General features: G+C 68.3%; 9 protein-coding genes. 7 read left to right on the top strand and 2 right to left on the bottom strand.

The genetic code is table 11. The features are described from left to right. A partial coding sequence (locus VL15_RS12225) for a LysR family transcriptional regulator (protein ID WP_048245778.1) occupies positions 1-636 on the bottom strand: 636 nt, incomplete at its 3' end. 355 nt (positions 637-991) lie between these two features. Between VL15_RS12225 and VL15_RS12220 the strand changes: the two genes are divergently transcribed. From VL15_RS12220 to VL15_RS12205, 4 genes are read left to right on the top strand one after another with little or no spacing between them, the layout of a single operon-like run. Next, positions 992-2,185 (top strand): ABC transporter substrate-binding protein, encoded by a 1,194-nt coding sequence (locus VL15_RS12220; RefSeq protein WP_048245769.1) that lies wholly within the window; start codon positions 992-994, stop codon positions 2,183-2,185. Positions 2,186-2,207: 22 nt separating this feature from the next. Then, positions 2,208-4,019: an ABC transporter permease gene (locus tag VL15_RS12215; RefSeq protein WP_048245768.1), complete on the top strand. Its 1,812-nt coding sequence runs from the start codon at positions 2,208-2,210 to the stop codon at positions 4,017-4,019. A gap of 11 nt (positions 4,020-4,030) precedes the next feature. Next, a complete protein-coding gene (locus VL15_RS12210; protein ID WP_048245767.1) occupies positions 4,031-4,888 on the top strand; it encodes an ABC transporter ATP-binding protein in 858 nt (285 codons plus the stop codon). Further along, on the top strand, positions 4,885-5,646 hold the full coding sequence (locus VL15_RS12205) for an ABC transporter ATP-binding protein (protein WP_048245766.1): 762 nt from the start codon (positions 4,885-4,887) through the stop codon (positions 5,644-5,646). The genes VL15_RS12210 and VL15_RS12205 overlap by 4 nt, the downstream gene beginning before the upstream one ends. Before the next feature lie 57 nt (positions 5,647-5,703). On the opposite strand, the gene VL15_RS12200 is transcribed toward VL15_RS12205, so the two are convergent. Continuing rightward, positions 5,704-6,324, bottom strand: coding sequence for a TetR/AcrR family transcriptional regulator (locus VL15_RS12200; RefSeq protein WP_048245765.1), 621 nt, complete (start codon positions 6,322-6,324; stop codon positions 5,704-5,706). Positions 6,325-6,588: 264 nt separating this feature from the next. Here VL15_RS12200 and VL15_RS12195 point away from each other — a divergent pair, with 264 nt between their 5' ends. From VL15_RS12195 to VL15_RS12185, 3 genes are read left to right on the top strand one after another with little or no spacing between them, the layout of a single operon-like run. Further along, positions 6,589-8,772 (top strand): beta-glucosidase family protein, encoded by a 2,184-nt coding sequence (locus VL15_RS12195; protein ID WP_196319576.1) that lies wholly within the window; start codon positions 6,589-6,591, stop codon positions 8,770-8,772. 38 nt (positions 8,773-8,810) lie between these two features. Further along, on the top strand, positions 8,811-10,058 hold the full coding sequence (locus tag VL15_RS12190; protein ID WP_048245763.1) for an MFS transporter: 1,248 nt from the start codon (positions 8,811-8,813) through the stop codon (positions 10,056-10,058). Positions 10,059-10,090: 32 nt separating this feature from the next. Further along, the gene (locus VL15_RS12185; RefSeq protein ID WP_048245762.1) at positions 10,091-11,578 is read left to right on the top strand and encodes a sulfatase-like hydrolase/transferase; all 1,488 of its coding nucleotides are present in this window, start codon (positions 10,091-10,093) and stop codon (positions 11,576-11,578) included. Positions 11,579-11,632: the final 54 nt, after the last annotated feature.

Here is an 11,632-nt window from a genome sequence, read left to right as displayed (position 1 = left end):
GCGGCGTTCGCGGCAGCGCGCGTCGATCCGCTGGCGCAGCCGGTGCCGGTTCGCGACGGTGACGATGCGGCGGCGCGCGAGATCGCGTAGCGCGATGCGCGGCTTCGCGGCGAGCGGGTCGCCGGCGGGCAACACGGCGACGCACGGTGTTTGCGCGATCCAGTGCACGTCGAGCCCCGCATGCGCCATCGGCAGCGTGACGACGCCGACGTCGGCCGTGCCGCCCAGCACCTCGTGCACGACATGCTCGGCCGATTCGCTGCGCAACTGATAGTGCGGCGCATGCGCGCCGTCGGGCAGCGCGGCGAGCGCGGCCGGCACGAGCGTGGCGGCGAGCGAAGGCGTCGCCGCGATGCGCACGGGTTCGGCCGCTTCGTTGCCGAGCGCGCGTGCCCGCGCCTCGATCGCGCGCAAGCCGACCAGCGAGCGCTCGACTTCCTCGTACAGCAGGAACGCGCGCCGCGTCGGCGTGACGCGCGGGCCGTGGCGGTCGAACAGCGCGTAACCGAGATCGGCTTCGAGCTCCTGGATCTGCCGTGTAACGGCCGGCTGCGAGCGGCCGAGCAGTTCGCCCGCGCCGGTCACGCTGCCGGCCGACATGACTGCGGAAAAGGCTTCGAGTTGATGCAGCTCCATGACGCGTTCCGATGATGCGATTTGCGCATTGTAGAAGTGCGAGCATGCGCGATTCATATAATGATTTTTGCTATCGACTGCGCGAAAACTGCGAAGCGTGCGGGTGTCGCGGCAGCCGATGGTGCGTGCCGGTGCTTCGGCTGCGAATGGCGCCGCGCGGGAAACGCCAATCGAATCAACGTGATGTGATGCACGCTCGCACACCGCGCAATACACGACATGCGGATGACCGTTCGCGAGCGTCATCCGCTTCGCGCCGCGCGCGATATCGATATGCGCAAAACTTCGTTGGATCGCCCTGAACCGGATGGTTACATGCCCTCACTCTTTTCGACTGACTGAAGGTGGGGGCGGCATGAACGTTTCGGGGAACGACGCACGCGGCGCATGGCGGCGCGTGCTGGGCACGGTGGCGGCGCTTGCCGCCGCGTGGGGCTTGTCGACGGGCGGCGCGCTCGCGGCGGGCGTGTCCGGCGAGCCGGTGGTGGTCGGCGTGAGCGGGCCGCTCACGGGCCAGGACGCGCAATACGGCGAGCAATGGAAGCGCGGCTTCGATCTCGCGCTCGACGAGATCAACGGCAGCGGCGGCATTCATGGCCGGCCGCTCGCGATCGACTTCCAGGACAGCCGCAGCGACCCGCGCCAGGCGGTGGCGATCGCGCAGAAGTTCGTTGCCGATCCGCGCATCGCGATCGAGCTCGGCGATTTCTCCAGCGCGACGTCGATGGCCGCTTCGCCGATCTACCAGCGCGGGCAACTGGTCCAGTTCGGCTTCACGAACTCGCATCCGGATTTCACGAAGGGCGGCGATTACCTGTGGAGCACCGCGCTGAGCCAGGCCGAGGAGCAGCCGTTGCTCGCGCGCTACGCGGTGAAGGAACTCGGCTTCAAGCGGATCGCGGTGCTGTACCTGAACACCGACTGGGGCCGCACCAGCAAGGACATCTTCGCGAAGGCGGTGGCCGGGCTCGGCGCGCAGGTCGTCGCGGCCGAGGGCTACCAGCCGGCGGAAAAGGATTTCCGCTCGACGCTCGTGCGGATCGGCGCGTCGAAGCCCGATTCGATCGTGCTGATTTCGTACTACGCGGACGGCGCGCAGATCGTGCGGCAGGCGCGCACGTCGGGCGTCGCGCTGCCGATCGCGGCGGTCGGCTCCGTGTATTCGCCGAAATTCCTCGAACTGGGCGGCGCGGCCGTCGACGGCGTCTATACGGAATCGAACTTCTTCCCGGCCGAGCCGCGCCCCGAGGTGCAGGCGTTCGTGCAGCGCTATCGCGCGAAATTCCACACCGATCCCGATTCGTTCGTTGCGCGCGCATACGACGCGCTGATCCTGTCGGCCGAGGTGCTGCGCCGCTACGGCACGACGCGGCAGGCCGCGCATGACGGTTTCGCGAAGGTCAGCGATGTGCCGAGCGTGATCTTCGGCAAGGTGCGCTTCGATCCGCAGACGCGCCGCGTCGCGGGCGCGCGCACCGTGTATCTCGTCGTGAAGCAGGGGCAGTGGGCGCTGTGGGACGGCGCGAAGCCGCAGCTCGCGGCGCGCTGATTCGGAAACCGGACGCATCGTGATGGCTTCCTGGCTCGACTACACGCTCAACGGCCTCATCGTCGGCAACATCTACGCGCTGCTCGCGGTCGGGCTCGCGCTGATCTTCGGCGTGTCGCACCTGATCAACTTCGCGCACGGCTCGGTCTACATGGTCGGCGCGTTCATCGGCTGGCTGTGCCTGACGCGCTTCGGGCTGCCGCTGCCGGTCGCGCTCGCGGCGGTCGTCGTCGGCTGCGGCGCGCTTGGCGTCGCGATCGAGCGGATCGGGTTGCGGCCGTTGCGTCATGCGGCGCGCATCGCGCCGCTGCTCGCGACGATCGGCATCAGCTTCATCCTCGACCAGCTCGCACAGCTCGCGTTCGGCGCGGACCCGCGCGCGGTGCCGACGCAGCTGCCCGACTGGCACGTGCGGATCGCCGGCGCGACGCTCGGTTCGCTCGACCTGCTGATCGCGGGCATCGGTATCACGGCGGCCGCGCTGCTCTACGGCTTCCTGCGCTTCACGCGGCTCGGCTGGGCCGTGCGCGCGACCGCGCAGGATCGCGATGCGGCGCTGCAGATGGGCGTCGACGTGGATCGCGTGAACCAGACCGTGTTCGCGATCGCGTGCGCGCTCGGCGGCGTGAGCGGGCTGCTGGTCGGCATGTACTACAACAGCATCGATCCGGCGATGGGCTTCCAGGCGACGCTGAAGGGCGTGGTCGCGCTGCTGATCGGCGGGCTCGGCAACGTGCCGGGCGCGATCGCCGGCAGCCTGCTGCTCGGTCTCGTCGAAAGCTACGGCGTCGCGCTGTTCGGCACGAGCTATCGCGACCTGTTCGCGTTCGGGCTGCTGCTCGTGTTCCTCGTCTGGCGGCCGAACGGCTTGTTCAGCGCGAAGCGCGCGCTGCCTGCCGAGCCGATGACGGGCACCTTCCTCGCGGCCGCGAAGGCCGTGCGCGTGCCGCGCCCGGTGCTCGCGGCGCTGGTCGCGCTGGCGGCCGTGCTGCCGTGGCTCGGCGCATCGCCGTACGTGCTGCAGACGCTGACCAACGCCTGGCTGTACGGCTTGCTCGCGCTGAGCCTCACGCTCGTCGCGGGCACGGTCGGGCAGATCTCGCTTGGCCATGCGGCGCTGCTCGTGATCGGCGCGTATGCATCGGCGCTGCTGTCGTCGGATCTCGGCTGGTCGCCGGCCGTGACGATTCCGTGCGCGGGCGCGATCACGGCCGTGCTCGGCACGCTGCTCGTCTATCCGGCGTTCCGGCTGCGCGGGCACTACGTGTCGATCGCGACGCTCGGCATCGGCGAAGTGGTGAGCCTCGTGATCCTGAACTGGGACGGCCTCACTCGCGGCCCGCTCGGCATCACCGGCATCGCGCCGCTGTCGTGGGCGACGACCGCGCGCGCTGCGTACTGGTTCACGTTCGCGGTGCTCGTCGGATTCGCGCTCGTGCAGGTGCGGCTGCTGCGCTCGCATCTCGGCCGCACGCTGCGCGCGGTGCGCGAGGACGACGTCGCCGCGCGCGCGCACGGCATCGCGCCGAACCGCTACAAGGCGATCGCGTTCGCGGTCGGCGGGGTCGCGGCCGGCGTGAGCGGCGGTATTGCCGCTCACCTGTACAGCTATATCAATCACCAGACCTTCGATTCGCAGGTGTCGATCCTTGCGTTGACGATGGTGATCCTCGGCGGGCTCGGCAACGTGCTCGGCGGCATCGCCGGTGCGATCGCGCTGATCGGGCTGCCCGAGCTGTTCCGCTGGGCGGCCGACTACCGGATGCTGATCTACGGCGTCGTGCTGCTGCTGCTCGTCCGGTTCCGGCCGCAGGGCCTGCTCGGCACGGTGTGAGGAGGAATGCGATGACCACCACCCGACCCTTGCTCGATGTGCAGGGTTTGACGCGCCGTTTCGACGGCGTGACCGCGCTCGACGGCGCGAGCTTGACGCTCGCCGACGGCGAGCTGCTGAGCGTGATCGGGCCGAACGGCGCGGGCAAGTCGACGCTGTTCAACCTGATCGCGGGCGCGGACCGCCCCGACGCCGGCCGCGTGACGTTCGACGGCCGCGACATCACGGGCACGGCGTCCGAACGGCTCGCGGCGCTCGGCATCGCGCGCACGTTCCAGCACGGCCGCTTGTTCGGCAACCTGAGCGTGCTCGACAACGTGCTGATCGGCGCGCATGCGCGGCTGCGCGCGGCGCGGCCGGGCTGGCCCGTGCTCGGCGCGGCGGCCGAGGTGCTGCGCGCGCTCGTGCGGCCCGCATCGGTGCGGCGCGAGGAAGCGGCGCTGCGCGACGAGGCGCGCGCGATCGTCGCCGGGTTTGGCGAACGGCTCACGCCGCGCATCGATCATCCGGCGCATAGCCTGTCGTATGCGAACCGGCGGCGCGTGGAGATCGGCCGCGCGCTCGCGCTGCATCCGCGCCTGCTGCTGCTCGACGAACCGACGGCCGGGATGAACGAGACGGAAACGGCCGAGATGCTGCAACTGATCCAGTCGCTGAAGGCGCGCGGCCTGACGATCCTGCTGATCGAGCACAAGCTCGAACTCGTGATGCGCGTGTCCGACCGCGTGATGGTGCTCGACAACGGCGTGAAGATCGCCGAAGGCGCGCCGCGCGACGTGCGGCAGGATCCGCGCGTGATCGAAGCCTATCTCGGCCGCCGCCATGCGGGCGGCGCGCCGGCCGATCGCACGGTGCAGGCGGCTGCATGACCGCCTCTTCTTCCGGATTGCGAACCAACATGACCGACGCGCTGCTGAAACTGGAACACCTCGACACGTTCTACGGGCCGGTGCAGGTGCATTTCGACGTGAACTTCGAAGTCGGCCGCGGCCAGATTGTCAGCCTGCTCGGCGGCAACGCGAGCGGCAAGTCGACGACGATGAAGCTGATCCTCGGGCTGATGCGGCCGCGTCGCGGCGTCGTGCGCTTCGACGGCGACGACGTGACGGCGCTCGCGACGCCGCAGCGCGTGCGGCGCGGGATCGCGGCCGTGCCGGAGGCGCGGCGGTTGTTCGGCGACATGAGCGTGCGCGAGAACCTGCTGATGGGTGCGTACACGCGCGGCGATCGCGCGGCGGTGGCCGACGACTACGAACGCGTGCTCGACCTGTTTCCGCGCGTGAGGGAGCGGCTCGCGCAGCGCGCGGGCACGCTGTCGGGCGGCGAGCAGCAGATGCTCGCGATGGCGCGCGCGCTGATGGCGCGGCCGAAGCTGATCTGCATGGACGAACCGACGATGGGGTTGTCGCCGCTCTATGTCGACAAGGTGCTCGAACTGATCGACGCGATCAACCAGCAGGGCGTGACGGTGTTCATGGTCGAGCAGAACGCGAGCCTCGCGCTGGAGATCGCGCACTACGGGTATGTGCTGCAGACGGGGCGCGTGGTGCTCGAAGGGCCCGCGAAGGCGCTGCTCGCGGACGAGCGGATCAGGGATGCGTATCTCGGGGGAGAGGTCGCGGCCTAGTCGCGCGACCTGAGCCGGGGGCGCGGCGGTGCGTTGCCCGGCCGCGCACCCGCCGCTTCAACGGAAGATGAACGCGACGACCGCGTCGCAATGCGCATCGATCGCTTTTTCGTCGAGCGCGTCGATGCCGTGCGCATAGCGCATTTCCGCGGTCAGCAGGTACGGCACCTGCGCGATTGCGGTAATCATGTACAGCAGCACGACCGGGTCGATCCGCGCGAGCCCTTCAGTCGTCTCGCTGACGTAGCGCACCAGCGGCACCGAGCGATCGTGGCGCGGCCGCACGAAGGTTTCCGCCATCCACTGCAGGCGTTCCGAATCGCGATTGGCCTCCTGCATCATCAGCCGCGCATGCTCGGGATGCGCGGCGCAATACCGCACGTAGTTGCGGATGTATTGCTTGACGCCGTCGATCGAGAACGCGTCCGACGCCGGGTCGGGCAGCGCCACGCCCTCCATGAACCGGTCGAACAGCTGCGTCACGCTGGCGCGCCACAGGTTCTCCTTGTTGCCGAAGTAGTAGCGGATCATCGCGTGGTTCACGCCGGCCGCGTCCGCGATGTCGCGCACGCTGACCGCATCGAAACCGCGGGTCGAGAATTGTTCGAGCGCGATCCCCAGAATTTCCGAACGGGTCTGTTCGCTGCGTTCCTGCTGTGCCTGCCGGGCAATCTGCATCTGTCCTGTCCTTGATCGAATCCCCGGATTGTGCCGTCCGTCCGGGCCGGCCGCAACGGGCCGTCCCGGTCCGATGCCGCGCGCCGGCGCGGCATTGTGGCCCGCGCGTGTCGGGGAAAACCCCGCCGTCGTTGCCGCCTTTACCCGCTTGACACGTACGCTCAAAACAATAATTATCCACTCGGATAATTATTTGGCAGGAACTGTTCGGCTGACGGTGCAAGCGCGGTGTCGGCCGGTCCCATTCATACGAAGCAACGCGTGATGACATCCTCGACTCGACTGCAGACCCCCATCGAATCTCCCGCGTCCGCGGGCACGACTTCGGCCGCCGCGAGCCTGGCGCCGGCGGATTGCCCCGACGCCCGTGCGCGCGACACCGAAGCCCGCATGACCGACGACGAGCGGTTTTCGCTGCTCTACAGCCTGATGGTGCGGGTCTTCGGTCGCACCGGCCGCGAGCCGCGCGTGCCGGCCGACCTGCCCGTCATCGCCGGCTACGTCCCCGGCGTGCCGCGTCTCGGCGTGCCGGCGCTGAAGCTGGCCGACGCCAGCCTCGGCCTGCGCCATACCGAAACCGCGGACGAGCGCGCGACCGCGTTCCCGGCCGGGCTGGCGCTCGGCGCGACCTTCCATCCGGCGCTGGCGCGCACGATGGGCGAGGCGATCGGCAAGGAGGCGCGCGCCCGCGGCTTCAACGTTGCGCTGGGCGGCGGCATCAATCTGGTGCGCGACGTGCGCAACGGCCGCAACTTCGAATACGTGTCGGAAGACCCGCTGCTGTCCGGGCGGACCGGCGGCTGCGTCGTAGCCGGCACCCAGCGCGAGGGCGTGATCGCGCTGCTCAAGCACGTGTCGCTCAATGCGAGCGAAACCAACAAGTTCTTCCTGAACGCCGTGATCGATCCGGACGCGCATCGCGAGAGCGACCTGCTCGCGTTCCAGATCGCGATCGAGGAGGGCAATCCGGGCGCGCTGATGGCCGCCTACAACCTGGTCAACGGCGCGTATGCGAGCGGTAACCGTCATCTGTTGCAGGACGTCGTGAAGGACGCGATGGGCTTCAAGGGCTGGATCATGTCGGACTGGCGCGCCGTGTACGGCTGGGAATTCGCGCTCGCGGGCCTCGACCAGCACTCGGGCGCGCAGCTCGACGAGGCCGAGTGGTTCAACGAGCCGCTGCGGCGCGCCTACGACGAAGGCAAGGTGTCGCCGGCACGCATCGGCGAGATGGTGACGCGGATCCTGCGCGCCTGCTATGCGGTCGGCATCGATCGCGAGCGCGCGCCGGAGCCGGTCGATTTCGCCGCGCACGACGCGATCGCGCTGCAGATCGCCCGCGAGGGCATCGTGCTGTTGAAGAACGCGCGGCAGGTGCTGCCGCTCGCGCAAGCCGCGCGACGCATTGCAGTGATCGGGGGCCTTGCGCAGGCGGGCGTGCTGTCCGGATCGGGCTCCAGCCAGGTGATGCCGCAGGGCGGTTATACGGCGGTCGTGCCGATGCGCAGTCATCCGCTGCTCGGGCCGACCGCGATGTGCTTCGGCGGCGCATCGCCGCTCGCGGCGCTGCGCGCGCAACGGCCGGACGCGATCGTCGAATACGACAGCGGCGCGCACGTCGCGGACGCCGTCGCGCTGGCGCGCCGCGCCGACGTCGTGATCGTCAACGCGATCCGTCATGAAGGCGAGCGTTTCGATTGCCCGGACATGACGCTGCCGTTCGGTCAGGATGCGCTGATCGCCGCGGTGGCGCGCGCGAACGCCAATACGGTCGTCGTGCTGCAGACCGGCAACCCGGTCGCGATGCCGTGGAGCGGCGAAGTCGCCGCGATCGTGCAGGCGTGGTATCCGGGCCAGGCGGGTGCGCAGGCGATCGCGGAAATATTGACGGGCCGCGTCAATCCGTCGGGCCGCCTGCCGGTCACGTTCCCGGCCGATATCGCGGATACGCCGCATCCGGCGCTGCCGGGCGCGGATGTCGAACTCGGGACGCCGATCGACGTGCATTACCACGAGGGCGCGGAGGTCGGTTATCGCTGGTTTGCGAAGACGGGCCGAACGCCGAGCTTCGGCTTCGGCTTCGGCCTGAGCTATACGCGTTTCACGTACGACGACCTGCGGCTCGACGGCGGCGACACGGTGACGGCGCGCTTCACGGTGACCAACACGGGTACGCGCGACGGCGACGACGTGCCGCAGCTCTACCTGACGGATGCATGCGGCGAGCCGCGCGTGCGGCTGCTCGGCTTCGAGCGCGTGACGTTGCGCGCGGGCGAATCCGTCCGTGTGTCGCTGAAGGTCGATCCGCGTCTGCTGGCACGGTTCGACGGACAGGTCGGGCAGTGGCGGATCGAGGGCGGCACGTATCGCATCGCGCTGGCGCGTGCGGCGACCGATCACGCGATCGTCGGGTCGGTGCAACTCGACGGGCGGGTGTTCGGGCGCTGAGCGGACGGCGGCGGCATGCGACGATGAACGGAGAGGGTATGGACGAATTGATGTATGTATCGGCCCGCAAAACGGGCAACCGGTATCTCGGCGTGACGCTGACGGTCGCCTTCGTCGGCGTCTGGCTGGCGATGTTGCCGTATCCGATGATGATCCTGCCGATGCTGGCGGAAAGGATTTCGCCGACCGACAAGGCAACCGTGCTGGCGCGGGCGCTCGGCATCGGCTCGTTCATCGGCCTGATCGCCCAGCCGATATTCGGTGTGCTGAGCGATCACACGCGATCGCGCTGGGGCATGCGCAAGCCGTGGATCCTGGGCGGCATGCTGGGTGGGCTTGGCGCGATGGCGGTTCTGGCGACCGCTCGCACACCCGCGCAACTCGCGCTCGGATGGGGGCTGATGGCGTTGACCTTCAATTCGACCTTGAGCGGCCTCAATGCGGTGCTTCCGGATCAGGTCCGGTCCGACAAGCTCGGCTTCTATTCGTCGATCGTCGGATTCACGCCGCCGATCGGCATTCTTCTGGGCGTCGGGATCGCGAGGCAACTGGCCCCCGACCTCGTTTCGATCGCGCTGATGCAGGGGGCGATCGCGCTGGCGGCGATTGTCTGCTTCGTCGTGCTCGCCAACGACAGGCGACTGGATACCCGACATGTGAAACCGCTGCAGTGGCGGCAACTGGCGGCGAGTTTCTGGACCAATCCGGTCAGGTATCCGGACTTCGCGATCGCATGGCTGTCGCGTGCGCTGGTGCTGTTCGGCGTAAGCAGCCTGCAGTACTACCTGCTGTTCTATCTGCGGGACCGGATCGGCTTGTCGACGAAAGAGACGCCTCACGCGATGTTCATGTGCCTGCTGGTGGCCACGACGGCCATGACGGTCAGTGCGCTGGTGTTCGGTCGCCTGTCGGATCGGCTGCGGCGCCGCAAGGTCTTTGTGATCGGGGCCGGCATCGGGATGGCACTCGGGTTTCCGGTGCTCCTGTCCTGCGCGACGTTCTCGCAACTGCTGGCTGTGATCGCGTGGTTGGGCGTGGCGCAGGGCGCGTATCTGGCGGTAGACCTTGCGCTGGTGACCGAAGTGCTGCCCGACCGCAATGCCGCGGCAAAGGACATGGGCGTGTTCCATCTCGCGAACGTCGTTCCGCAGCTTGCCCTTTCGCTTCTCGCCACCTGGCTGACGGCGCCGGGTGGCGCCATCCGCTTCGACGCGCTGTTCATCGCGGCAGGTTGTGCGACGTTGCTCGGCGCGATCGTCATCACCGCAATCAGGTCAGTTCGCTGACATCGACCCGTGTTTTTGCTACCGGATATTTCATGACCACGAAGCCCAATTTCGTCATCATCGTCGCGGACCAGTTGCGTGCCGACTGCGTTCACGCGGTCCATCCCGCGACACCCGTCCTCACCCCGAACCTGGACCGGCTCGCCTCCGGCGGCGTTGCCTTTACGCAGGCGTTCGGACAACACAGCGTCTGTTCGCCGTCGCGCGTGTCGTTTCTGTCGGGACAGTATCCGCACGTGGCCGGGCATCGCACGCTCGGTCACCTGCTTGGGCCGGACGAGCCGAATTTCCTGCGCGTCTTCAAGGAAAACGGCTATCACGTTGCGATGGCCGGCGGTCGCGGCGACTCGTTCGCGGCCGGCGCGACCGAACGCTCGGCGCATGAACATGGCTTCCTGCCGGAAGAAACGCGGCGAAGCGCGGCGGAATTCCTGCGGAGCAAGACCCAAGGGGACCCCGCGGACCCGATGGTGCGTGCGTTTTACCGGGGGCAGCGTTCGCAGGAGCAGGCCGCCGTCGAATACGACGAAGTGGTGATTCGCACGGCGGAGCATTGGCTCGCCGCTCCGCCTCGCGAACCCTGGGTGCTGTATGTCCCGCTGTTTGCGCCGCATCCGCCGTTCGAGGCGGAAGAGCCGTGGTTCTCGATGTACGACCGCACCGCGGTGCCCGAGCGCGCGGTCGGGCGCGGCCGGATGCCGGATTACGTCGATGCGCTGTCCATTGCGCATGAATGGGACCGGCTGACCGACGCGCAATGGCGCGAACTGCGCGCTGTGTACTACGGCATGGTGTCGAGACTGGATCACCACGTCGGCCGAGTGATGGACGCGGCTGCCCGGGCCACCGAACCGGGACGCCTGATTACCACGTTCTTCTCGGATCACGGCGAATACATCGGGGATTTCGGGCTCGTCGAGAAGTGGCCGTCGGGCGTGCACGAATGCCTGTTGCGCAATCCGCTCATCGTATCCGGCGCCTCCGGGCCGGACGTGGCCGGCAAGACCTCGAGCGCGATGGTCGAGCTGATCGACGTGTTTCCCACGCTGCTCGAGCTGGCGGGCCTGGAGGCGACGCATGCGCACTACGGGAAGAGCTTCGCGCACTGCCTCCTGGTGGACGGGGCGACGCATCGGGAGCAGGTGTTCAGCGAGGGCGGTTTCCTGACCCGTGAAGTCGATCATTTCGAACAGGCCGGCTTTCCGTACGACATCAAGGCGAAACTGCAAAGCGGGCAGCCCGAAACCGTGGGCAAGGCCGCGGTGATCCGGACGCCGGAATGGACCTATGTGTGGCGACTCTACGAGGCGCCTGAACTGTATCGTCGAACGACGGATCCCGGCGAGACGACCAACCTGGCGGGGGCCCCTGAATTTTCCGACGTCGAGGCCGGGTTGCTGGAGCGCCTGCTGCGTTGGCAAGTCGAAACGGCTGACGTCCTGCCCGCCGCGAAAGGTGTCCGTTTCCCTTCCGTCGACTTGCCGCGACCCGGGGAGTGGCATACGCAAGAAGATCGATAGGAAACCACCGGACGCGAAGGCGGTACGTCGAGAATCCATTCGCGTCCGGCTCGC

This window comes from Burkholderia cepacia (assembly GCF_001039005.1).
Lineage (GTDB): Bacteria > Pseudomonadota > Gammaproteobacteria > Burkholderiales > Burkholderiaceae > Burkholderia > Burkholderia theae.
This window is presented reverse-complemented; position numbering and strand designations above follow the sequence as displayed.

What these genes read in the sequence shown, in the direction of transcription:
- VL15_RS12220 (WP_048245769.1), top strand. Translation starts at nt 992, where the DNA reads ATGAACGTTTCGGGGAACGACGCACGCGGCGCATGGCGGCGCGTGCTG.
- VL15_RS12200 (WP_048245765.1), bottom strand. Translation starts at nt 6,324, where the DNA reads ATGCAGATTGCCCGGCAGGCACAGCAGGAACGCAGCGAACAGACCCGT.
- VL15_RS12195 (WP_196319576.1), top strand. Translation starts at nt 6,589, where the DNA reads ATGACATCCTCGACTCGACTGCAGACCCCCATCGAATCTCCCGCGTCC.
- VL15_RS12190 (WP_048245763.1), top strand. Translation starts at nt 8,811, where the DNA reads ATGGACGAATTGATGTATGTATCGGCCCGCAAAACGGGCAACCGGTAT.
- VL15_RS12185 (WP_048245762.1), top strand. Translation starts at nt 10,091, where the DNA reads ATGACCACGAAGCCCAATTTCGTCATCATCGTCGCGGACCAGTTGCGT.
- VL15_RS12205 (WP_048245766.1), top strand. Translation starts at nt 4,885, where the DNA reads ATGACCGCCTCTTCTTCCGGATTGCGAACCAACATGACCGACGCGCTG.
- VL15_RS12210 (WP_048245767.1), top strand. Translation starts at nt 4,031, where the DNA reads ATGACCACCACCCGACCCTTGCTCGATGTGCAGGGTTTGACGCGCCGT.
- VL15_RS12215 (WP_048245768.1), top strand. Translation starts at nt 2,208, where the DNA reads ATGGCTTCCTGGCTCGACTACACGCTCAACGGCCTCATCGTCGGCAAC.